The 21,852-nt window shown below is 42.6% G+C and carries 23 protein-coding genes; 18 read left to right on the forward strand and 5 right to left on the reverse strand.

Translation table 11 applies throughout. From position 1 onward, the window contains the following. The first annotated feature begins 2 nt into the window (after positions 1-2). From QYG89_RS11140 to QYG89_RS11155, 4 genes are all read left to right on the forward strand, one after another. Positions 3-443 (forward strand): hypothetical protein, encoded by a 441-nt coding sequence (locus tag QYG89_RS11140; RefSeq protein WP_404317247.1) that lies wholly within the window; start codon positions 3-5, stop codon positions 441-443. Between the two features lie 242 nt (positions 444-685). Then, positions 686-1,123, forward strand: coding sequence for a hut operon transcriptional regulator HutP (gene hutP, locus QYG89_RS11145; RefSeq protein WP_404317250.1), 438 nt, complete (start codon positions 686-688; stop codon positions 1,121-1,123). A gap of 217 nt (positions 1,124-1,340) precedes the next feature. Next, the gene (hutH, locus tag QYG89_RS11150) at positions 1,341-2,861 is read left to right on the forward strand and encodes a histidine ammonia-lyase (RefSeq protein WP_404317252.1); all 1,521 of its coding nucleotides are present in this window, start codon (positions 1,341-1,343) and stop codon (positions 2,859-2,861) included. 322 nt (positions 2,862-3,183) lie between these two features. Beyond that, entirely contained in the window at positions 3,184-4,512 is a 1,329-nt protein-coding gene (locus QYG89_RS11155; RefSeq protein ID WP_404317254.1) for a Na+/H+ antiporter family protein, read from the forward strand. A gap of 95 nt (positions 4,513-4,607) precedes the next feature. On the opposite strand, the gene QYG89_RS11160 is transcribed toward QYG89_RS11155, so the two are convergent. Beyond that, positions 4,608-4,910: a hypothetical protein gene (locus QYG89_RS11160; RefSeq protein ID WP_404317256.1), complete on the reverse strand. Its 303-nt coding sequence runs from the start codon at positions 4,908-4,910 to the stop codon at positions 4,608-4,610. A gap of 162 nt (positions 4,911-5,072) precedes the next feature. Here QYG89_RS11160 and QYG89_RS11165 point away from each other — a divergent pair, with 162 nt between their 5' ends. The 9 genes from QYG89_RS11165 to QYG89_RS11205 all read left to right on the forward strand — a co-directional run bounded on the left by QYG89_RS11165 (position 5,073) and on the right by QYG89_RS11205 (position 12,918). Further along, entirely contained in the window at positions 5,073-5,546 is a 474-nt protein-coding gene (locus tag QYG89_RS11165) for a hypothetical protein (RefSeq protein WP_404317258.1), read from the forward strand. Positions 5,547-5,785: 239 nt separating this feature from the next. Then, positions 5,786-6,463: a response regulator transcription factor gene (locus QYG89_RS11170; protein WP_404317260.1), complete on the forward strand. Its 678-nt coding sequence runs from the start codon at positions 5,786-5,788 to the stop codon at positions 6,461-6,463. Then, positions 6,460-7,833, forward strand: a complete 1,374-nt coding sequence (locus tag QYG89_RS11175; protein ID WP_404317262.1) for a sensor histidine kinase — start codon at positions 6,460-6,462, stop codon at positions 7,831-7,833. The genes QYG89_RS11170 and QYG89_RS11175 overlap by 4 nt, the downstream gene beginning before the upstream one ends. Positions 7,834-7,912: 79 nt before the next feature. Further along, positions 7,913-8,311: a hypothetical protein gene (locus tag QYG89_RS11180; RefSeq protein ID WP_404317264.1), complete on the forward strand. Its 399-nt coding sequence runs from the start codon at positions 7,913-7,915 to the stop codon at positions 8,309-8,311. Between the two features lie 5 nt (positions 8,312-8,316). After that, on the forward strand, positions 8,317-10,434 hold the full coding sequence (locus QYG89_RS11185; protein ID WP_404317266.1) for an MMPL family transporter: 2,118 nt from the start codon (positions 8,317-8,319) through the stop codon (positions 10,432-10,434). A gap of 49 nt (positions 10,435-10,483) precedes the next feature. After that, a complete protein-coding gene (locus QYG89_RS11190; protein ID WP_404317483.1) occupies positions 10,484-10,789 on the forward strand; it encodes an MGMT family protein in 306 nt (101 codons plus the stop codon). Between the two features lie 338 nt (positions 10,790-11,127). After that, the gene (gene murB, locus QYG89_RS11195; RefSeq protein ID WP_404317268.1) at positions 11,128-12,039 is read left to right on the forward strand and encodes a UDP-N-acetylmuramate dehydrogenase; all 912 of its coding nucleotides are present in this window, start codon (positions 11,128-11,130) and stop codon (positions 12,037-12,039) included. A 235-nt stretch (positions 12,040-12,274) separates the two neighbouring features. Further along, positions 12,275-12,556 (forward strand): hypothetical protein, encoded by a 282-nt coding sequence (locus tag QYG89_RS11200; RefSeq protein ID WP_404317270.1) that lies wholly within the window; start codon positions 12,275-12,277, stop codon positions 12,554-12,556. Further along, positions 12,553-12,918 (forward strand): DUF2085 domain-containing protein, encoded by a 366-nt coding sequence (locus QYG89_RS11205; protein ID WP_404317272.1) that lies wholly within the window; start codon positions 12,553-12,555, stop codon positions 12,916-12,918. Before QYG89_RS11200 ends, QYG89_RS11205 begins: the two co-directional genes overlap by 4 nt. Positions 12,919-12,957: 39 nt before the next feature. Here the strand turns inward: QYG89_RS11205 and QYG89_RS11210 are convergent, their stop codons facing one another. Beyond that, positions 12,958-14,109 carry an MFS transporter gene (locus tag QYG89_RS11210; protein WP_404317274.1) on the reverse strand — a complete coding sequence of 384 codons (1,152 nt, stop codon included), beginning with the start codon at positions 14,107-14,109 and terminating at the stop codon, positions 12,958-12,960. A 285-nt stretch (positions 14,110-14,394) separates the two neighbouring features. Here QYG89_RS11210 and QYG89_RS11215 point away from each other — a divergent pair, with 285 nt between their 5' ends. Further along, positions 14,395-14,760, forward strand: coding sequence for a hypothetical protein (locus QYG89_RS11215; RefSeq protein WP_404317276.1), 366 nt, complete (start codon positions 14,395-14,397; stop codon positions 14,758-14,760). 104 nt (positions 14,761-14,864) lie between these two features. Here the strand turns inward: QYG89_RS11215 and trhO are convergent, their stop codons facing one another. Beyond that, positions 14,865-15,824 (reverse strand): oxygen-dependent tRNA uridine(34) hydroxylase TrhO, encoded by a 960-nt coding sequence (gene trhO / locus QYG89_RS11220; protein ID WP_404317278.1) that lies wholly within the window; start codon positions 15,822-15,824, stop codon positions 14,865-14,867. A 422-nt stretch (positions 15,825-16,246) separates the two neighbouring features. Beyond that, positions 16,247-16,990, reverse strand: a complete 744-nt coding sequence (locus QYG89_RS11225) for a MerR family transcriptional regulator (protein ID WP_404317280.1) — start codon at positions 16,988-16,990, stop codon at positions 16,247-16,249. A gap of 100 nt (positions 16,991-17,090) precedes the next feature. Between QYG89_RS11225 and QYG89_RS11230 the strand changes: the two genes are divergently transcribed. Beyond that, complete coding sequence (locus QYG89_RS11230) at positions 17,091-17,699, forward strand: flavin reductase family protein (protein ID WP_404317282.1); 609 nt, start codon at positions 17,091-17,093, stop codon at positions 17,697-17,699. Positions 17,700-17,746: 47 nt separating this feature from the next. Next, a complete protein-coding gene (locus QYG89_RS11235; protein ID WP_404317284.1) occupies positions 17,747-17,881 on the forward strand; it encodes a hypothetical protein in 135 nt (44 codons plus the stop codon). A 560-nt stretch (positions 17,882-18,441) separates the two neighbouring features. Here the strand turns inward: QYG89_RS11235 and QYG89_RS11240 are convergent. Further along, entirely contained in the window at positions 18,442-19,434 is a 993-nt protein-coding gene (locus QYG89_RS11240) for a LacI family DNA-binding transcriptional regulator (protein WP_404317286.1), read from the reverse strand. Positions 19,435-19,683: 249 nt separating this feature from the next. Between QYG89_RS11240 and QYG89_RS11245 the strand changes: the two genes are divergently transcribed. Together QYG89_RS11245 and wrbA are read left to right on the forward strand one after the other, a co-directional pair. After that, positions 19,684-20,865 (forward strand): multidrug effflux MFS transporter, encoded by a 1,182-nt coding sequence (locus tag QYG89_RS11245; protein ID WP_404317485.1) that lies wholly within the window; start codon positions 19,684-19,686, stop codon positions 20,863-20,865. A gap of 322 nt (positions 20,866-21,187) precedes the next feature. Then, positions 21,188-21,799 (forward strand): NAD(P)H:quinone oxidoreductase, encoded by a 612-nt coding sequence (gene wrbA / locus QYG89_RS11250; RefSeq protein WP_404317288.1) that lies wholly within the window; start codon positions 21,188-21,190, stop codon positions 21,797-21,799. The last annotated feature ends 53 nt before the right edge of the window (positions 21,800-21,852 follow it).

The raw sequence follows: 21,852 nt of genomic DNA on the forward strand, positions 1-21,852 counted from the left end.
CAATGAACAGCATCTATCAACTTCTTTTGTATATACACATTTCTAGCACGATCGCATCTATTGGTCCCTTTTTCATTTTAATCCCATTGACGAAAAAAATGCGCGGGGCTGAAGCTGGTGTGCAGCAAGCTTATTTGCATGTATTTATCCTTGCAGTCAGGCTTGTGAAGCATGGGGGACACGTGTTAGTTGCATCTGGTGCATTACTGATTATGAATGGACCGTGGCCATGGGGAACATCCTGGGTCATTATGACGATTGTTATTATGTTTAGTTCAGCATTTTTCCTTGCCCGGGCCTTCTCGCCAACCATTAAAAAGTTTTCCCAGCCTGAAGCCAATAAACAGGCTTTAGTGGACAAGCTTTATCGGTCTGCGTGGATTTATGTTTTTTTATTAATGTTAATGTTATGGTTCATGACAGCAAAGCCTGTTCTATGGTGAAACAAAAGAAATATATCTTTATCTGAATATAATGATTAAAGAGAAATTGCCGCTTTCTAAAAACAGAAAGCGGCAATTTCTCTTTGTTAAATAAGCTTATTGATGGAAGTCACTTTACTACGATAATGTGCTGATATAATAAAATTTTCTAAAAACAATTGACTAATGTTTTTTCTTGAGCTTATAATAATAAACAAGTAAATAGTGAATAGTCTTTATTTTCTGTTTTAGGTGGTGTTTGAATGTCACAAATAGTTCCACTCGGAAAGATCGCCACCTTGCTTGCTATGCTGGGTGACAAGGAACGCAGCCCTTTTGAGTCAATGTTCGGTGAAGTAACATTTTGTCAGGGAAAAGTTGGTTCAATGAACATGCAGAAAGTGATTTCGGCTGTTGAAACAGCGGTAAAAAGAAATCAATTGATTAAAGAGGATGTGTATAGAGAAACACATGCTTTATATCATGCTATTCTTGAAGCGCTTGAAGGAGTAACAAGAGGTCAGCTTGCTATTGGCGAGATGATGAGAACAGTAGGACTTCGTTTTGCTGTCGTACGGGGAAAACCGTACGATCAGGAGAAAGAAGGCGAGTGGATTGCAGTCGCTTTTTATGGAACGATTGGCGCGCCTGTAAAAGGGCTGGAACACGAGGCGCTTGGACTTGGTGTCAATCATATTTAATAAAAGTCTATTATCGTACAGCCAGCAAATGAAGAAAGCTGATGCAAGCAATTAGATGCATCGATCTTCCGCACATAGTTGTACCGTTGACAACCTTAATTGAATATAATAATCATGACCTATAGTGACGAGATGTTAGGAGGTGATGATGGCTTATTTTGATATGCCATTATCACCTCTTTTTTATATTTTTAGGACATTAAAGGAGGAATTATAAATGGTTGAACTAACAGGACAGTCTTTAACAATTGAACAGCTGAAAAGAATTTGCTTTGAGCAGGAAAAGGTAGTTATTTCAGAAGAAAGCATGAAAAAAGTACATGAAAGCAGACAGGCCGTTGAGCGAATCGTGTCAGAAAAGAAGACAGTTTATGGGATTACAACAGGCTTTGGTAAATTTAGCGATGTGATGATTGACGGAGCAGATGTACAGGAGCTGCAAATTAATTTAATCCGTTCCCACGCTTGTGGAATTGGCCATCCTTTTCCAGAAGTTGTTTCCCGGGCAATGATGGTGCTGCGCTTGAATGCATTATTGAAAGGATTTTCGGGTGTCCGGCCTGTATTAGTAGAAACGTTGGCAGAACTAATTAATAAGCAGGTTCATCCAGTCATTCCTCAGCAGGGATCTTTAGGGGCATCCGGAGATTTGGCACCGCTTTCTCACCTGGCGCTTGTGTTAGTAGGTGAAGGAAAAGTACATGGTGAAAACGGTGAAGCTGTTGATTCTGCTGCTGTTTTAGCTCAAAAAGGAATCCAGCCGATCGTGCTCCAGGCAAAAGAAGGATTGGCATTAATTAATGGCACACAGGCGATGACGGCTATGGGGGTTGTTAATTATATTGAAGCGGAGCAGCTTGCTTACGACAGCGAATGGATTGCGGCACTGACGATGGAAGGGCTAGAAGGAATCATCGATGCGTTCCATCCCGCCAGTCATGAAGCCAGAGGCTATCCGCAGCAGATTGCTGTTGCTAAGCGCATGAGTGAGTGGGTAGAAGGAAGCAAGCTGATCACCCGCCAAGGAGAAAAACGAGTTCAGGATGCGTATTCTATTCGCTGTATCCCTCAGGTGCATGGTGCATCTTGGCAGGCACTGGATTACGTGAAAGAAAAATTGGAGATTGAAATAAATGCGGCCACTGACAATCCCCTCATCTTTGAAGGCGGAGAACTTGTCATCTCCGGCGGTAATTTCCATGGCCAGCCGATTGCATTAGCAATGGATTTTATGAAAATCGCGGTTGCTGAACTAGCCAATATTTCGGAGCGCCGCATCGAACGGTTAGTCAATCCGCAACTAAATGATCTTCCGCCATTTTTAAGTCCGGAGCCGGGCCTGCAATCTGGTGCGATGATTATGCAATACGCAGCAGCCTCACTTGTGTCAGAAAACAAGACATTGGCGCATCCTGCGAGCGTTGACTCTATTCCATCCTCTGCTAACCAGGAAGACCATGTCAGCATGGGAACGATTGCTTCGCGTCACGCCAGTATGATTACGCAAAATGCCCGCCGCGTCTTAGCGATTGAGTGCATTTGTGCTATGCAGGCAGTGGAATATAAAGGAATAGACAAAGTGTCACCGAAGCTTCGTGCTAAATGGGAGCACCTGCGCAATGTTGTGCCAAGTATGACGAAGGATCGGATGTTCTCAGAAGACATCGAAAGAATGAATAAAGCTTTGCATCCCATCACAAATGAGCGGCTGCAAAAAAGAGTATCTGACCTTGCTTGATAGTTGTTTAGCAACAATTATTAAACTTTCCTTATAGAACTGGAAGCGGGGGAAAGGAAGCCTATTCAATCGGGAAGACGGCGGCTATGCTGAAAGCATACACAGCCGTCTCCCGTTCATTTGATTTTCGTTATTAAAAGAATGAAATGACAGCGTTTTCAATAGATGGAAGAGATACACAGGCGGGAAAAGCTGAAAGTCTAGATGTATACTAGAACACATTCACATCAGTAAGAATGATTGAAACAAATGAATGGAAGAAAGGTACAGTTTCCTAGTGAGATAAATTAGTATATAGTGTACACGAGAAGGGAGTAATTGAATGATTACAAATGCAGTTTTAGTTAGTGTGGTTGTAATGGTCATTGTGTGTTTATTAAGGATCAATGTTTTGTTTGCCATTATTATTGCTACGTTGACAGCCGGAATGGCCGCGGGAATGGGGATCACGGAAACAGCCTCGACTATGATTTCCGGAATGGGAGGGCAGTCAAATACTGCTTTGAGTTATGTACTTCTCGGGATTTTTGCTGTAATGATCGGTATGTCTGGTATTACAACCATACTTGTAAATAAAATGCTGACTGTTTTTAAAGGGAAAAAACTGTTTTTAGTTTTAACGATTGCTGGAATTGCTTGTTTATCTCAGAATGTTATTCCAGTACACATTGCTTTTATACCTATTTTAATTCCACCGTTATTAAGTTTATTTGATCAGCTTAAGTTAGATAGAAGAGCGGTCGCATCAGCGTTGACCTTTGGATTAAAAGCACCTTATCTGATGATTCCAGCGGGGTTTGGCTTGATTTTTCAAGGAATCATTCGTGATGAAATGATAGCGAATAAAATGCCTGTTACATTAAATCAAGTAACAACAGCTATGTTGATTCCAGGTGCCGGCATGATCGTTGGATTATTTATCGCTATTTTTATCAGTTATCGAAAAGATCGCGTTTCAACACCTGCAAAAAAAATTGAGATGCCTGAAATTGAAGTAGCTGCCAGCTTATCGGAAAAGATAGAAGACGTAAAATGGGGAGTTCAGCATTGGCTGACGATTGTTGCTATTTTAGCAGCATTGGTGACTCAGATTCTTACAGAATCACTTGTTCTTGGAGCCCTAGCTGGAATTGCAGTGTTGTTTTTAACAAAGGTTGTAAAAATGTCTGAAGGCGATCGGGTCATTCAGGAAGGGATAACCATGATGGGGATGATTGCCTTTGTTATGCTGATTGCTTCAGGATATGCAACAGTATTGAAAGAAACAGGAGCTGTTAACGAGTTGGTTGAACAGACAACGGAAATTATTGGTACATCTCCACTTGTTGTTTCCTTTGTTATGCTGCTCGTTGGACTCATTATCACAATGGGAATCGGATCGTCGTTTGGTACCATTCCGATTTTAGCAGCTTTATATGTGCCGATTTGCGCAGCGGCCGGTTTGTCGCCGCTGGCCACGGCTGCTCTTATTGGAACAGCGGGAGCGCTGGGAGATGCGGGGTCGCCCGCCTCTGACAGTACATTAGGGCCAACAGCTGGATTAAATGCAGATGGCAAACACCATCACATCTGGGAAACGTGTGTGCCGACATTTATTCACTATAACATTCCGCTCTTTATCTTTGGCATGATCGCTGCTGTGGTTTTATAAGAAGTGTACTAATGAAGAAGTAAATAGTATGTAAATAATTAAAAAGTGTCAGTTCTCATTAAAGAGCTGACACTTTTTGTATGATGGACGATGAATTATGAGCCTGCATGCTTCCAGGCAGTAGGCTCGCCAGATGTTGGGCAGTTCGGGAAGGTCTCGCCGCTTTTTAATTCCACATGTTCGCCGTCTTTATCAACATAACGGCCTGTTTCTGTTACTTTTTCTCCTGATTTGTGTTCGTGTTCTGCGTGCCGCCATGTAGTCGGCTCTCCCGTTTGCGGGCAGGAAGGAAACTTCTCGCCTTGCTGTAGTTCTTTTACGGTGCCTTTTGGGCAAATGTATTGGCCGCTTTCTTCTACTGGGTCATTTGTATGGTGTAAATGAGAATGTGATTCCATGATGATCCACCTTTCTTCTGTTAATACGCTGTTCATAAGTAGTATAGCCTTGAAGAAGGTTCACTAAACGTTTTGTGGTATGCTGAAGGGGAGAGATTTCCAATTAAAGGGTTGTTGGCGGTTTGCGGCGATATTTCAAATGACATGAAAGGGTGAGGATCAATGAACCAGTTTACGGTGCTTCTTGGTTATCTTTTTGGACTGCCTTTGGCTGGATTTTTGGGTTATGCAGCCCTTGAACGCTGGATGAGAAGTCTGGATGCTAAAGAAAAGATAAAAGCCGAGCTTAATGAATTGAACGATCTTCAAACGTGCGGCGGCTGCGGCCGGTTAAGTCGAAACTATCAAAGAGAGCTGAACCGCTGCGACTTGCTTTTTAAAGGGGAACGGCTGAAAGGCACAACTGCTGATTCGCCGCTGCTTCCATGTCCTCATTGTGGAGAAGAGACAGATTTTCTTCCTATTACCCGCAGTTATAACTTTCACTCTGCTCATCCCGATTGTCCCCCTTTAGAGAAACAAGAACTTTCGCAGTACAAACGGCAGCTGGAACAGTGTGAGGAACTCTTATACTACGCTAAGGTAAACAAAGCTTATAGAAGTCGGCTTCTGGAAGAAAATGAAAAATCTGAATGATAAGCACTGTTCCGTTTGCGGGCAGTGTTTTTGTAGTTTTTTAATAGTCTATATCAATGACTATTGTTAACTTTTCTCCTTTGTTGATTGGAGCGGAAGGCGAGTGCCCCAGCAGAAATCTGCAGGCGCATTTAACAAAGCCAAACATAAATAGATAGGAAGAAAAGCAGCTGTTGCATGTGATCTGCCGGTACCTTCGTTATAATAGGGGGAAATGCTGCTGAAATGGGGTGTCCAACATGGAGAAAATTTTAGTCGTAGATGATGATCAACATATTCTACAGCTCGTAAGCATTCATTTGACACATGCAGGTTATGGAGTGTTAAAGGCGGAAAATGGAATACAAGCGCTGGGCATTTTGCAAAATGAATGTCCGGATTTGGCGATAGTAGATGTTATGATGCCGGGAATGAATGGCTTTGAACTAACGAAAAAAATAAGAGATGACTGGGATATCCCTGTGTTATTGCTGACCGCAAAAGGTGAATTAGAAGATAAGGAACAAGGCTTCCTTGCTGGTTCAGACGATTACATGGTGAAGCCGTTTGAGCCTAAAGAGCTGCTTTTTCGCATCGCAGCCATTTTAAGACGATATGATAAGCCGGCAGATTCCATTTTCCAAGTCGGCTCGGTGACGATTAATCGAAAAAGCTTTGAAGTAACGGCGGGATCAAGTACGTTGATCATGCCGCTCAAGGAATTTGAAGTGCTTGCTTTACTTGCCTCTAAGCCGAATCAAGTATTTCAGCGCGCGGCCATTATGGAAAGGGTTTGGGGGTATGACTATGAAGGTGACGAGCAAACACTCAACACACATATTAAGCGGATTCGTGAGCGGCTTGCGAAAGTGGCGGGAGATGTTGAAATTGTGACGGTGCGGGGGATTGGCTACAAACTTGAGGTACATCGCTCATGAAGTCTTTGTATGGAAAGTTCGTACTAATGACTACGATCATTATGCTATTTAGTACAGTTTGCGGATTTTTATTGACGAATACGTATTACCACCGCGTCATGAAAGAACGCAATGATGAGAAAAATGTAGAGATTGCTAAGCGTATTATTACTTATATTGAGGAAACGCCACAGCTAGATTTACATCATTATCTAACGACGATTGGAGATGTTGGCTACCAACTTTATATCGTGGATGAACAAGGGAAGGAACATGCCTATGGGGGTCAATATCGTGTGAAAAATTTGGATGATTCCGCTGTGAAGGTGGTACTCGAAGGCAGCATCTATCATGGTATGCGTAACTTTCCACGTGAAACATTCGTAACGGGTTTCTTTGCTAATGAGATGTCAAACACGATCGGTGTTCCGTTTAAGTACAATAACAGGCAATATGCACTCTTTATTCGGCCGGATATTAAGCTGCTATTTAGTGAAGTGCATACCATCTTAGGAGGGCTTGTCGTTGCTGCGGCGTTATTAAGTTTGCTGGCGATGCTGATCATGGCCAAGATGCTCATCGTCCCAATTACTCAGTTAACCGCTGCTACAAAACGTATTGCCAATGAGAAGTATGATACACAGCTGACTATTGACCGGCATGATGAGATTGGTCAATTGGCAGCCAGCTTTAATACCATGATGGAACAGCTTAAGGAGAATGATAAAATACGCAAGGAATTCATCAGTAATGTTTCGCATGACTTTCAATCACCGCTGCTTAATATTCAAGGGTATGGAGGGTTACTTAAATCAGCCGGTCTATCAGATGAAGAACGCCAGAACTATGCGGACATTATTCAATCAGAAACGAATCGTTTGTCGAAGCTGACATGCCAGCTTTTGCTGTTAACTTCTCTTGATCAATCGTCGCGCATGGTGAAATATAGGGATTATCGGTTAGATGAACAGCTGAAAGCATGTATCAGTAAATACCGCTGGCTGTTGGAGGAAAAGCAGATTAACGTGTCTATGACGATGGAGCCGACGATTTACCGGGGGGATGCCGCTTTATTTGAAAATGTATGGGATAACTTGTTAACGAATGCGATTAAATACAATCGTCCAGAAGGTGACATTCATATTACGTTAGAAGCGAAGGATCACTATATTGAGGTGATTGTAAAAGATACAGGCATAGGGATGTCGGAAGCTGAACAAGCGCAGCTATTCCATCGGTTTTACCGGGCGGATACATCACGTACGAAAGAGGGAACAGGTCTTGGGTTATCCATTGTGAAACAAGTCATCGAGCTGCACAAGGGTAACATTCATGTAGTGAGTGTACCGAACGAAGGAACGGTTTTTACTATTACATTACCCCATCTGTAATACAGAGTTCATATAGAGTTTATATTGATAGAGTAACATCATAACCATAGTAATAATAAAATCTATGGAGGTTCATGTGATGGAAACAAAATGGAGTTTACGATTCATTCGTCTAGCGGCAGTCTTCGGTTTGATAGGAGCGATCTTAGGTTCACATATGGCAGGTTCCGGAAGCTATCAATTCCGTCCAATCCATGCGCACATTTTAGTCGTAGGGTGGCTGTCTATCTTTGCGTGGGGGATTTTCTACCGCGTATATAAAATTAAATCTGCCAAACTAGTAGCAGCTCATGGGTGGACTGCCGTTATCGGTTCCATCGGTTTAACAGCTGGTATGTGGTTCAATGGACTAAAACCGTTTAATGTCGATGAAACGTTTGCATTAATATTCTACATCGCTGGCGGGACGATCTTATTAATAAGTTTCGGAATATTCGTCATCACTACATTCATGATTGATACTAAAGAAGGCAAGTGAAGACGATGAATAGTTTAAAAGAGAAAAAGAGATGGCTGATTATTTTGTTATGCTGGCTGATCGTTGGAGGGGCACTCTCTAGTGTTGCTCCAGCTGCAAAAGAGCAGACCTCTCCTGGCAAAAATGCCGGATTACCTGAAACAGCTGCTTCTATCCAAGCAGAAAAAGCATTAAAAAAATATTTCCCTTCATCCGAAGGTGTTCCACTGTTTGTCGTTGTGCATGATAAGGATGGTTTAAAAGATAAAGACGCTGTAACAGCAATGGTGAACATCGAACAAGTCATGAATGAAGCAGATGAAGATTTCACCATCGTTCCTTTATCTAAAATGCCGGAACAGGGGCGCGCATCTTTCTTTTCAGAAGATAAAACAACTTTCTTTCTGCCAGTATTGTTTCCCAAAGGGATGGAGGACAAAGCAATTAAAGCAATGATGGATGAGCTGAAAAAAGAAACAGCAAAAAGCATCCCATCCCATTTGGATGCCTATTTCACAGGTCCTGCCGGAATTGCGGCGGATACGTATGAGATGTTTTCTAGGGCGGATGTTGTGTTAATCCTGGCAACAGTTGGATTAATCTTTGTGATCCTGATCTCTATTTACCGCTCACCGCTGCTGGCACTTATCCCGCTGATCGGCGCAGGCATTGCGTATTTAGTTGTAGATCGTTTACTCGGGTTGATGGGTAAATATGATTGGTTTGCCTTTGATAGTCAGTCATTATCTATCATGATGATTTTGCTATTTGCCGTCATTACCGACTATTCACTATTATTATTTTCTCGTTTCCGCGAAGAGCTGGAAAAGGGCCTGTCTGTTAATGAGGCGATGATAAACGCTGTGAACTTTGTTAAAGAACCGATCGTTTTCAGCGGCGGTACGGTGTTTCTAAGTATGCTGGCATTGTTCTTTGCGGTATACGAGCCTTATCGCGGATTTGCGCCTGTATTTGCTATTGCTATAGCCGTCATGTTTATTGCAGGCTTAACGTTAATGCCCGCCCTGTTTGCGATTGCAGGGGAGAAATCATTCTGGCCATCTAATCCGCGTAAACGCGCGGTCAAACGTGCAGGAAAAGTGAGTTTCTGGAATAAGCTTGGCCGCTTCGTCACAGAGAAACCATGGATTTCCTTGATTCCAATCGTGATTGTACTAGTATTCTTCACCTCTATGACAAGACATATGAATTACTCTTTCAACTTGTTAGACTCATTTCCTAAAGAGATGTCGTCCATTCAAGGCTATGATACATTAAATGATGCCTTCTCCGCCGGGGAAATTGCCCCGAGTACTGTTATTGTGAAAGCGGAAAAGGAGTTATCAAGGGAACAGATTCAACGTGTAGCAGATGAATTAAATCGTCTAGATAGCGTATCTAAAGCGGAAATCCAAGGTCATCCATATGCGGAAAACGATCAAAGTGTCGCGAAGATCAACCTTGTGCTGAAGAATAATCCATATACAGAAAAGGCATTTGATGATATTGAAAGAATACGGGCCGACTCAGACAAGCTATTAGAAGTGAGTGAAATTGAAGATGCCAAATTGCTCGTCGCTGGTGAAACGGCACAGCAAGCAGATGTACGTAACGTCAGCCATGGTGATGAAATCCGTATAATTGTTCTCGTGACGATATTGATCATTGTCATGCTTGCGATCCAAACACGTTCATTATTAGCACCGGTCTATATGATGGCAGCGATTCTATTATCGTTCGGTGCAGCACTTGGATTTAGTGTCTTCTTTTTTCAAGATTTGCTTGGTTACCAGGGCATTAGTTATCGCATCCCGTTGTATACATTTGTGTTCTTAGTCGCACTTGGGGTTGATTATTCAATCATGTTAATCTCGCGTATTCGGGAAGAGAAAGAACGTTTACCGATTAAAGAGGCTGTTCGGGAAGGTGTTAGTAAAACGGGCGGTGTCATTTCATCTGCCGGCCTCATCTTGGCGGCCACATTCGCTGTTTTAATTACTCAGCCAGTCATGGAGCTTCGTATATTCGGTTTTGCGGTTGCGATTGGCATACTCGTTGATACGTTTATCGTACGTCCTCTTGCTATTCCAGCGTTAATTGTCATACTAGGCAAATATAGCTTCTGGCCTAAAAAAGTGAAATAGAATAGTGGGAGGTGATTGGGTGAATAATGATCAGCCCTCTTTAGGAGAACTGAAGCCATTCACCGCTGAAGTTATACGGATCTTAAAAGAAATTCCTGAAGGATATGTAGTAACATATGGGCAAGTTGCGCGAATGGCCGGCAGTCCGCGTGCGGCTCGGCAAGTGGTACGGATTTTACATTCTATGAGCCGAAAATACGATCTCCCTTGGCATCGGGTAGTCAATGCCAAGGGAGAAATTGCCGTTCCAGATAACGATTCTCGTAAGCTTCAGCGGAAGTTGTTAGAAGATGAAGGTGTTTTATTCACAGAGGATGGGAGTATAGATTTAAAACCATTTAAAAGTTTTCAATAAAGGGTACGAAGAGGACGAAAACAGCATATGCTAAAAAAGTATGAAAAAGTGAGCAGCTAAAATATCCAGTCTAAGCAGAGGTTTAATAATAAATATTCGCGAGAAGAAAAGCGTTCTTTGTCTTGTTGTATAGGAAGGAAGAGACTTTGCTGCTTTGTTGATTGAAGCGGAAATCAACAGGGGGAGTTTAACAAAGTCATTTAAAAAGGAAGTTTATTGAAAATGACTAAGGAGTCTTTCTTTCCAAAATAGTTTTTTTTGATTAGAATGGAGGGAGGAAGAGCATTTGCTCCCTGGACTTTTCAAATACTACGATAAATATAACGAGGTATGAACATATGCTGAATGAAGAAATTTATAACGAATTGGTTCGTATTTGCGGTGAGAACAATGTGCTTCGTGATGAGCCGCTGAAAGATCATACATTGGTGAAAATTGGCGGCAAGGCAGATTTTTTAGTGATACCGGAAACATACGATGCAGTGGCTGAAGTGATTCGATTAAAGGAGAAGCATCATCTGCCATTTATCCTTCTTGGAAATGGCTCGAATGTAATTGTGCGTGATGGCGGCATTCGCGGAATCGTGCTGCAGTTTAAACGTTTGGCGGATTTACGTATTGAAGGGAACCAATTAATTGCTCAAGGCGGAGCGAATATTAAAGATGCTTCGCGATTGGCATACGAACATTGTTTGGCTGGTCTGGAATTTGCCTGCGGCATCCCGGGGTCCATCGGCGGAGCTATGGTGATGAATGCCGGTGCATACGGCGGCGAAGTGAAGGACGTCATCGATCATGTGAAGGTTGTGACTCAACAGGGTGAACTTCGGACATTAACGAAAGATGAACTAGAACTCGGCTACCGCACAAGTATTATTGGCAAAAATAAAGATATTGTACTTGAAGCTGTGTTTGCACTTCAAACGGGCGATCAAGCGTCCATTAGAGAGAAGATGGATGACTTTACGTTTCAACGGGAATCTAAACAGCCGCTCGAGTACCCATCGGTCGGCAGTGTATTTAAACGGCCGCCAGGCTATTTTGCAGGGAAATTAATTCAAGACAGCGGCTTGCAGGGAAAAGGCGTCGGCGGAGCAGAAGTATCAACGAAGCATGCTGGATTTATCATTAACAAAAACAATGCGACGGCCGCTGATTACATTGCTACGATTGATATGGTACGCAAGAAAGTGAAAGAAACGTTCGGAGTAGATCTTGAATTAGAAGTAAAAATTATTGGCGAACAATGAAATGAACAGTGAACAGTCCTAGATTTGGGGCTGTTTTTTTAGTTGAAGGCTATGTTAAAGACTTTACTATTTTGTTGATTGGAGCGGAAAGCGAGCACCTGCAGCTGAAATAAACAGGGGAGTTTTATAAAGCCTAGTTGAAAAGAACAGTTTTGTATGAAATGGATTGTGATTTTTTTAGGGAAAAGATAGAGTTTATTGAGAGAGTAAGATAGAAAGACAACGGGGGAAAGAGATGGTTTTTTTAAGCTTTTTAGTAACGATTATTTGTTTAGTCGGCAGCATTATGGGGCTCATGGCTCACCCAACAGGCAGTGAAAGAATGCTTTTGATTGGGTGGCTTTTATTTGGTATCGCACTGTTCATTTTTACTGTTTTCTGGTATCGGAGAAGGAAAAAGAAAGGCAAGGACGATGCTTTGTCAGACTGCTGCGATTGCCCGCCGAGTGCGTGGGATTTTAAATTATTCGATTGCGATAAGGATGGGGACTGCGACTGCGGTCCGGACTGCTCATGATGAAAAGTTTTTTAATTGACCTTATTACTTTACAATTTATGCCGTGTCATCGCAGACCAGAGCGGTCACTGATCATAAAAGGAAAGCAGTTTCCCCTTTGCTTCCGCTGTATGTTTTTACTGTTGGGTTTGCTGCTCTCTATACCGATGGCTATTTATGGGGCGTTATGGCCGCTCCCGATCTCATTTGCCATCGCTATAGCAGCCTGCATTCCGCTTCTTGTAGACGGATTTACACAAAAATGGAAGGTGCGTATGAGCAATAATGTGCTCCGTATTGTTACAGGGCTGTTGGCAGGAGCAGGGCTGGCCCAATTTGCCATAGCCGCAGCGAACGCAGGTGTTCGGCTCATTCTTTCTTAAAAAGGAAATGGGACCGCTTCGAGCAGTCCCATTTCCTTTTTAAGATTGTTTTTGCCTCATGACCGGTGGCTCTTTTAATAGACTTCCGGAAGCCGCAGCAATTAATAAAATTCCTGTAAAAAGAAAGCCTTCGGCGGCAGTAAATGCAAGCAGGCCGGTGATTCCGGACCCGACAACCACACCTAGAGAGAAGAAGGAGTAAAAATAGCCATAGGCTTTTCCTCGGTGAGCAGGAGCTACGGCCCCCACTAGCAATGAATTAAGAGATGGAAACAAAAAAGCGAAGCCGACACCGTACAGTGCCATACATACATAGAGAAGATGGACGGCTTCAACCTGGCTGATGATTAGGAGGCTGATGCCCATCACACTCATGCCGAATGCTAATGTCCACATTGGTTTGATTCGGTCAAATACCGTGTTGGTCGGCAAAAGAAAAATGAGAATAGCCATCACTCCAAATACGCTCAAAAGAAGCCCGCTCGTCTGTGCGTCATAGCCGAGGTGGGTCACTTTCAGAGGCAGCATATAAGCGAGGACCCCTTGTGAAAACATAAGGAGAAAGGCACCAATAAATGCTTTTACTACGTTTGCATTTTGGAAAAAGTCCCGCACGGTCATTTCGTCTTTTAGTTCTTCCTTCGGATTAGCTTTCACATTTTTACGCAGTACAAATAGTGTAAATACACCTAGTAGGAGCAGTGCTATAGCAGTTACTGTTAAAACCGTTGTTTCGCTCGTCCTGCTCGCTACAATGCCGCTGAATGCGGGGCCAATAATGGCGGCTAGGCCGACGAAAGCGCCTGAAACGGCTGCACCTTTTCCTTTTTCCCCTTCCGCTGCAGCGTTGGCTAAATAAGTAAAAGCCGCTGGTACAATTAATCCAGCCAGCAAACCGTGTAAAAAGCGAATAGCAAGCAGTGACCAGGCATCCACCGCTAAATGATAAAGCAAGAGTGAACTGCCTGTTAACAGCAGTCCGGCTAAGAGAATCGGGAAGGCTCCCTTTTTATCGGTAAGAAATCCTGAGATAATGTTTCCGATTGTGTTGGAGAAAGAATACATGCCGACAGCAAGACCTGTTAAAAATGGCGTGGCGCCGAGAGACTCTGCGAAAGGACTCATAATCGGCATTTGGGTAAATAAATCAAAAAATGAGAAAAAAACAATGAGATAAACGAACACACGCATATGTTTTAGCCGCTCCTATCTGGATGGTTTCTCTTCCATTCTTCTTTCCTAAAGAGATTTTGTCAAGGAAGGTACGTTGATAGAGGGGCTTTTAATTGTAAAATTTAAATCCGACCGTAAAGCGCCCACTCCCGACTGTAAATGTGATCACTGCGGCTGAAACGTACGGCAGTCTGACGGCATCTGTTGATTTTCTTGCATAAAGCTGTTGAGTCTTATCTGTAAATGTATCAAAATAAATAAGGAGAGTTTATTTTGATAGATTGGAAAGAGGAGTTTTTTATCATGAATAAAGCTTGGTTTTGGTTCATTTGGGCGCTGACATTTCTCGTTGTGAATCTAGCAGCTGTTCCAATTGCGACATTCGCGTTATATGGCATACAAAAAGGGATGAGCATTTTTTCTGTTGATTATATGACGGCAGTCGGCACTTTTCTTTTCAGTAATTTGATTACTCTTCACATTCTCATTGCCGGCCGTAAAAGAAATAAAAAAGGTGTAGTGATTGGTACAAACATAGCGGTACTGCAAGTCGCGTGTCTCATTGTATTTATTTCTACGATTTCGACCACAGCTATTATTTTTACGATGATGGTGATCATTGCGGCAGCTATTTTACTCGTAAAGGAACTGCGGGGAAGAAGATATTAAGCGAAACAGCAGCACGCTTTGTCCGTTATAGGAGAAGTAAAAAAACCGCCTTTTCGAAAAAAAGCGGTTTTTTTACTTTATAAGAAATGATCCATTTGATGGCTTTATTGTTGTTCGTTCAGCTGCTTTACTCTTTCTTGCCATTCTTCTTCCGTCAAGCCATGTTCAGCGACGTATCTGTTGCGAGGGTGAACGCGGCATTCGTGTGAACAGCTGCGTAAATATTTATGTTCGTTTTCTTCTGATGCTAAGATTTTGTCGTTACATTCTGGATTCGCACAGTTGACATAGCGTTCGCAAGGCTCGCCCGAGAAATAATCGCGGCCGACAATGACCTGCTCTTTCTGGTTGATCGGAACGCTGATGCGCGCATCGAATACGTAGCATTGGCCATCCCATAATGCACCTTGGACTTCCGGGTCTTTTCCGTATGTTACGATTCCGCCGTGAAGCTGAGCAACGTCTTCAAAGCCTTCTTTTCGGAGCCAGCCGGAGAACTTTTCACAGCGCACGCCGCCTGTACAGTACGTTAAAATTTTCTTGCCTTCCAGTTGATCTTTGTTTTGGCGGACCCAGTCCGGCAGTTCTCTAAAGTTTCTAATATCAGGTTTGATGGCTCCTCTGAAATGACCAAGATCATATTCATAATCATTGCGGGCATCGAGGATCACAGTATCTTCTTGCTGCATTTGTTCAAAGAACTCTTTCGGTTCTAAGTATTTTCCAGTAAGTTCTAGAGGATTCACATCGTCTTCTAATCTTAATGTGACGAGTTCTTTCTTTGGACGCACGTGCATCTTTTTAAAGGCATGTCCATCCGATTCATCAATTTTATACACCATTTCAGCAAATCGGGGATCTTTTTTCATTTCCTCTATATATTTCTCGGTTTGTTCCACCGTTCCTGATACGGTGCCGTTAATTCCTTCGTAAGAAATTAAAATGCGTCCTTTTACTCCGATTTCTTTACAGAATGCCAAATGCTGTGCTGCATATTCCTCTGGCTGATCGATAGAAACGTAGTGATAATATAATAAAACTCTATATGGTTTTGTGGTAATCAATGTTCTTACCGCCTTTATTAAAATGATTTTATTGCAAAGTTGTGTAGAGCCAGCCTGTTGATTTTCGCTTCAATCAACAGAGTAGCCAAGTCAACAATAATCAGTAACATAATCTTATTGCACAAGACAAGAGTCTTCAGGCTATCAAAAAGCGCCCGCCTGTCTGAAGGTAGTTAAAATAGGCTTTGTCTAACAATTGAAGCCTTGATTTTAAACACACATTACTATTTAATCAATTTTTAAGCGTGATAGCAAATGTTAGTTTTGGAAATTGAAGAAATGAATTTTCGTTTGAAAAAATACTGAAAATTCTGTATAATTTTCAGAAAGTGGACTGTATGAACTGCAAATGGAACAACCCTTGATCACAAATGAAGAACGGAAAAGCAGGGAGGTCTCGGCCGCCCTGCTTTTCGCATTCTTTATTTATTGTTATCCGCATACACCGCCATGGCATCTCGCATAAATGTGGCCAGGCCTTCACCAAATTGGTCGATATTTTTTGTGAAGCGTTCATCATCAACATACATCTGCCCCAATCCTTTAAAGGCATCGAGTGAATAATTACCCATCTTATTTAAAAAGATGAACCATTCTTTAATCGCTGATTGTGCTTCTTCTGAGGCGGGTGAGTGATGACGGAGGGCAGCAAGACTTACGTAAATCGCATTCATATCTGCAGACCATTCGTTTTGTTCCTGTTTAGACATTTTAGCCAGTTTCCTGGTAGATTGATCAACGGCTTGATCGCCCCAGCGTTCCCGCGCTTCTTGTTCATAAGGGTTTTGACTAAAGTCGAAGCCTTCAAATTTTTCTTTGTTTGACATGTGAACCTCTCCTTCTTTGTGTTGAATGGTTTTCTCAACGGTAACAATCATTTGATCAAGCCGTCGGCGCTTTTCTAGAAGCGCTTTCCGGTGCAGCTGCAAGGCTTCTATATGATCAAATAAAGGATCGTTGAGTATTTCTTTTATTTTCTTTAAAGGGAAGCCGAGCTCTTTAAAAAATAAGATTTGCTGCAGCATTTCAAGATCTTCGTTGGTATAAAGGCGGTAACCGGATTCCGTTGTTCGGCTCGGGCACAATAGCCCAATTTCATCGTAATGATGCAGCGTACGCACGCTGACACCTGCTAGGTCGGCTGCTTCTTTTATTTTCATTGTCATATCTAAGCCCCCTTATAGGTGTAATATAAAGTATGACGCAGCGAGAGAGTCAACAGTAAATAGAGCAACAGGAGATTAAAATTTTATAGGGGTGATCGTGTTGATTTCAATTGATCCAACAACAAATAGGGTGAAAGATAATTATAAACTGATGATTGGCAGTGTTGTTCCGAGGCCGATCGCTTTTGTGACGACGAAATCAGAGAGCGGTATACTCAATGGGGCTCCGTTCAGCTATTTTAATGTCGTGTCCGCCAACCCGCCGATGATTTCTCTAGCGATTCAAAGAAACGGGGACAAACAAAAAGATACAGCGCGTAATGCGCTTGGATTAAAAGAGTTTGTTGTTCATATTGTGGACGAATCAAATGTGGAAAAAATCAATGAAACCGCCGCAGCACTGCCGGCTGATAAAAGTGAAATTGACTTAGCGGGTTTAACGACAGTAGATAGTGAGAAAATTTCTGTGCCTGGCATCAAAGAAGCAAACATTCGGATGGAGTGTGTACTCGAACATGCGTTGGAACTGGGGGGAGAAGAGACTCCAGCTACTGATCTTTTAATTGGGAAAGTTGTGTTATTTCATTTTGCAGAAAACGTTTATGAAAATGGAAGAATTAATCATAACGAACTGCAAGCTGTTAGCAGATTAGCAGGAGATGATTATGCCAAGGTCGGCGAAATGTTTACTTTAGAAAGACCGAAGTGATAAAACAGTGAAATGGCTGAAACGCATCATTCAGTAACAGATGAATCATGATACGAGTAATTATTAGAAAGCCCTTGTCCGCGACTGGTGTACAGTCAGCTTGTGGACAAGGGCTTTTTTGGTTTATACAGGCCATTGATCTGTACGGAAATGAAGTGAAAAAAGAGTCGAATATTGAATAAATGCAAACAGTTTTTGCGTTTATTTAGAGAGTGAAATGGAGAGAATTTTAACGGAGATTGGGGGAAATGGTGCGTGTGTTCCAAGATTATCAACAGGAGGAAGGCGAAAAAGTAATAGGAATCCCGATGACAGAGGCATTGATACTATTGAGAATATACATAAAGGGTGAATATAAATGCATAAAGGGATAGGGTGTATTGATATCAGGATATAGCATTGATATTTCGGAATAATAATCTAAAACCCGCTTTGTCGAATTTTGTGAACGAAGTAATCTTCATTCCCCTGGCTTCTTTGATCTGCTAACCTTTATGAAAGGGGAGAAAGGTTTGAAGCAGTGTTGTTTAACAGCAAAGGAACCTTATTACAACGCCATTCGGAACCGGTTCCCGAAAATGTTGTAAAAATCCCCTTTTTGTTTAAAAAATAAGGAACCGGTTCCAGAAAATAAGAAAAAGCAAACCCCTGACTCGTTTGAAAGGAGTATCCATTCTTTTCTGCTAGAATGTATACTATTTCTTTTGCCGCATGTTTGTAACGTAGATACTTAGGGCGGCAATCAGCCAGGAGCAAATCGTTTGTCCACGCTTTCTCTTGCGATGATCTCAAATCCTGAATAAGTGAGTTTAGGTATTTCCTGCCCATTTGCTAGTTTTATTATATGTTGAGCCGCTGTTTTTCCCGCTTCAATAAAGTGGAGTTTGACGGTTGTTAGCGCTGGATTCATCATAGCTGTAATATCATACCCGCCAAATCCAGTGACAGATATGTTAGCAGGGACGTGCATGCCTTTTTTATAAGCAGCTTTTACCGCGCCGATGGCAATATCGTCTGTGGCACAAATGAGCGCGGAAGGGAAGAAACCATCAAAAACAGCTAAAGCGCCTTCTGCTGCTTCGTGCATCGTAGGACCAGTTTCAAAAAAGTGGACTTCGCAGCCGTTCGCTTCTCTCGCTGCCCGTTTAAAGCCTTCTTTCCGTTTCGCACCGACTGCCGCGTTATGTTCACTAACGCCTAAAAAAGCGAGCCGCCGATGCCCTTGTTCAATAATGTATTTTCCGATCGCATAGCCGGCCTCTTCATCGCTATGGACTAAACTATACACATCTTCATGCTGCTGTCCTAGTAATAGAACGGGAACATTAATTTCATTGAACGCTTGCAGGTGTCTATCAGTAATTTGTGTCGCTAACAAAATAATGCCGGAGACTTTTTGTTTGGCCAGCGTATAAATGGTTTCGATTTCACGTTCCATATTCTGATTTGTATTAGAAACGAGCATGTGGCAATTCCACTCACGCAGCTCGTGATCAATGCCGATCAAGGTTTGGGCTGTTTCGTATGAATCAAGGCGCGGGACGATGGTGCCGATCATATTTGTTTTCTTTGCTTTCAAGCTTTGGGCAAAAGTATTCGGTGTATAGCCGGTTTCTTCAATGATGCTTTCGATTCGGTGTTTCATTTTTTCACTGACCGAACCGCCGTTTAAGTACCTTGACACTGTACTTTTAGCTACGCCTGCAAGCTTTGCGATATCCGCAATCGTTTTCATCTTGTTATCCCTACTTCCTTATTTCTTCGCTATCATTATACAATATTCTGAAGCTTGTAATCAGCCTGAGAGAATTTAGAAAATAGCGGTTCAATCCTCGCGCTGGTTCATGAATCCGATATGATGTATGATGGAAAAAAATACATGGTGTCATTGCTGCTATAGAAAACAGGGGGGAAGGGATTGAAACAATCTGCATTGCAACAACTGCCAAAGGAGCAGGCGGTGAAGCGGCCTAATCGGCTGTGGATGATCCTTCTGCTTGGCTCACTATCGGCGTTCGGTCCATTGTCGGTTGATATGTATCTGCCTGCTTTACCTGCTTTAGCCAATGATTTACAGGCTTCAGCGTCCGTTGCTCAGCTTAGTTTGACAGCTTTTTTAATTGGTCTTGCTTCTGGTCAAGTGATAGCAGGTCCCTTAAGTGATGCGAATGGAAGAAGAAAACCCCTTATGATCGGACTGTCCATCTTTGCAGCCGCTTCTATTCTTTGTATGGTGATGCCGTCTATTTGGGGACTGATCGCTATGCGGTTTATCCAAGGAGCAGCAGCAGCGGCCGGAATTGTCATTTCGCGGGCTGTCATTCGAGATTTATACACGGGCACAGAGCTGACGAAGTTTTTTGCCTTGACGATGCTGGTGAGCGGGTCGGCTCCGATCATCGCACCGGTTATTGGTGGACAGCTTCTTTCTTTTATGCCGTGGCACGGTATTTTCGGTGTGTTGGCTTTCATTGGGATAGCCGCCTTTATTGCTGTTTTTGCTGGTATGCCCGAAACTCTTTTAGCCGAACGAAAGTCGACAGGTGGAGTGAAAAGTACGCTGCTTACGTTTAAAACATTGATGACTGATAAAGTGTTCTTAGGTTATTGTCTAATGCAAGGGTTTGTCATGGCGGCGATGTTTGCGTATATAGCAGGATCACCGTTTGTACTGCAGGACTTGTTCGGATTGTCTCCACAAGCGTTTAGTTTATGTTTTGCTGTAAATGGAGTAGGAATTGTCACCGCGACTCAGCTTACTGGCCGGTTAGCCGGAAAAATAAAGGAATCTACTTTATTGAAGATCGGGCTTTCTATCGCTCTGTCAGGAAGCAGCTTCATGCTTGTTATGCTTGCGGTTGGCGCCCCGCTTATCGCTGTTCTTGTCCCGTTAGTTTTTGCGGTATCCAGTGTAGGGGTTGTGTCGACTACATGCTTTTCACTCGCTATGAATGATAAAGGAAAAACAGCAGGAAGTGCATCAGCTTTGCTTGGATTAATGCCGTTTATTTTTGGTGCAGCGGCGTCTCCGCTTGCCGGTATTGGCGCCGGCAGTACGGCATTGCCGATGGGGATCATTATGGTAAGTTGTCATTTAGCTGCGTTTGCCGCTTATTTCTTCTTATGCCGAAAAGGCGGAGCTTCGGAACAAGTACACAGCAAGTAGACAAGGCCCATCGGTCTTCGTGAAAACAGAGGATGCTGACTCAAAATAAACGTGTCAGCATCCTCTGTTTTTTGGCAGGGAAAGAAAGGTTGAAAAGTAAAGCGGTTGACAAAGAATAAGCAGCTGTTTTATGATTATCTCGAATTAAGTATAATTAATTTAGAGATATTTAAAAAAAAGATAAGTTCGAAGTGTTTTTAGTGAATGTTTAATGTGATCATTCACGCATAGTTGGGTAATGAGAAGGAAAGACTGTAGGTGCATGAATATGGGATTTTTTAATAAGCTTTTTGGAAATTCAAATAAAAAGGAGACAAAAGAGATGACAAATGTAAAAACAGCTATTATTTATTACAGTTCAACTGGAACAAATTATCAAATGGCGAAGTGGGCAGAAGAAGGGGCCAAAGAAGCAGGTGCTGAAGTAAAGGTGTTGAAGGTTCCAGAAACAGCTCCACAAGCGGCCATTGAGTCTAACCCTGCCTGGAAAGCTCATTATGAAGAAACAAAAAATGTACCGGAAGTCACTCACGCGGACTTGGAGTGGGCGGATTCCATTATTTTTAGTGTGCCTACACGATTTGGGAATGTCCCGGGTCAGGTAAAGCAGTTTTTAGATACAACAGGCGGTTTATGGTTTCAAGGTAAGTTGGCTAATAAAGTAGTGAGCGCGATGACATCTGCTCAAAATGCGCATGGCGGTCAGGAACAGACCATTTTGCAGCTATACACAACAATGTACCATTGGGGAGCGATTGTGGCAGCGCCAGGATATACAGCTGATGCGATTTTTGCGGCTGGCGGCAATCCTTATGGCACCTCTGTTTCAGTGAATCAGGAAGGCAAGATGGTAGAGGATGTTCAAGAAGCGGTGAAACATCAAGCTAGGCGAACAGTTACTGTCGCTCAAGCGGTAAAAAACGGTATGCAATAATATAAGCGGATGAAAAAAGCAGCGTCATGGGTGTGATGCTGCTTATTTTCATT

The organism is Bacillus lumedeiriae (assembly GCF_044891285.1).
Taxonomy (GTDB): Bacteria; Bacillota; Bacilli; order Bacillales; family Domibacillaceae; genus Pseudobacillus; species Pseudobacillus lumedeiriae.

What these genes read in the sequence shown, in the direction of transcription:
- QYG89_RS11165 (WP_404317258.1), top strand. Translation starts at nt 5,073, where the DNA reads ATGAACCAGTTTACGGTGCTTCTTGGTTATCTTTTTGGACTGCCTTTG.
- QYG89_RS11160 (WP_404317256.1), bottom strand. Translation starts at nt 4,910, where the DNA reads ATGGAATCACATTCTCATTTACACCATACAAATGACCCAGTAGAAGAA.
- QYG89_RS11245 (WP_404317485.1), top strand. Translation starts at nt 19,684, where the DNA reads ATGATCCTTCTGCTTGGCTCACTATCGGCGTTCGGTCCATTGTCGGTT.
- QYG89_RS11240 (WP_404317286.1), bottom strand. Translation starts at nt 19,434, where the DNA reads ATGAAAACGATTGCGGATATCGCAAAGCTTGCAGGCGTAGCTAAAAGT.
- QYG89_RS11215 (WP_404317276.1), top strand. Translation starts at nt 14,395, where the DNA reads ATGAATAAAGCTTGGTTTTGGTTCATTTGGGCGCTGACATTTCTCGTT.
- QYG89_RS11235 (WP_404317284.1), top strand. Translation starts at nt 17,747, where the DNA reads ATGATACGAGTAATTATTAGAAAGCCCTTGTCCGCGACTGGTGTACAG.
- QYG89_RS11140 (WP_404317247.1), top strand. Translation starts at nt 3, where the DNA reads ATGAACAGCATCTATCAACTTCTTTTGTATATACACATTTCTAGCACG.
- QYG89_RS11175 (WP_404317262.1), top strand. Translation starts at nt 6,460, where the DNA reads ATGAAGTCTTTGTATGGAAAGTTCGTACTAATGACTACGATCATTATG.
- hutH (WP_404317252.1), top strand. Translation starts at nt 1,341, where the DNA reads ATGGTTGAACTAACAGGACAGTCTTTAACAATTGAACAGCTGAAAAGA.
- QYG89_RS11155 (WP_404317254.1), top strand. Translation starts at nt 3,184, where the DNA reads ATGATTACAAATGCAGTTTTAGTTAGTGTGGTTGTAATGGTCATTGTG.
- wrbA (WP_404317288.1), top strand. Translation starts at nt 21,188, where the DNA reads ATGACAAATGTAAAAACAGCTATTATTTATTACAGTTCAACTGGAACA.
- QYG89_RS11210 (WP_404317274.1), bottom strand. Translation starts at nt 14,109, where the DNA reads ATGCGTGTGTTCGTTTATCTCATTGTTTTTTTCTCATTTTTTGATTTA.
- QYG89_RS11185 (WP_404317266.1), top strand. Translation starts at nt 8,317, where the DNA reads ATGAATAGTTTAAAAGAGAAAAAGAGATGGCTGATTATTTTGTTATGC.
- QYG89_RS11205 (WP_404317272.1), top strand. Translation starts at nt 12,553, where the DNA reads ATGATGAAAAGTTTTTTAATTGACCTTATTACTTTACAATTTATGCCG.
- QYG89_RS11180 (WP_404317264.1), top strand. Translation starts at nt 7,913, where the DNA reads ATGGAAACAAAATGGAGTTTACGATTCATTCGTCTAGCGGCAGTCTTC.
- hutP (WP_404317250.1), top strand. Translation starts at nt 686, where the DNA reads ATGTCACAAATAGTTCCACTCGGAAAGATCGCCACCTTGCTTGCTATG.
- murB (WP_404317268.1), top strand. Translation starts at nt 11,128, where the DNA reads ATGCTGAATGAAGAAATTTATAACGAATTGGTTCGTATTTGCGGTGAG.
- QYG89_RS11200 (WP_404317270.1), top strand. Translation starts at nt 12,275, where the DNA reads ATGGTTTTTTTAAGCTTTTTAGTAACGATTATTTGTTTAGTCGGCAGC.
- QYG89_RS11225 (WP_404317280.1), bottom strand. Translation starts at nt 16,990, where the DNA reads ATGACAATGAAAATAAAAGAAGCAGCCGACCTAGCAGGTGTCAGCGTG.
- QYG89_RS11170 (WP_404317260.1), top strand. Translation starts at nt 5,786, where the DNA reads ATGGAGAAAATTTTAGTCGTAGATGATGATCAACATATTCTACAGCTC.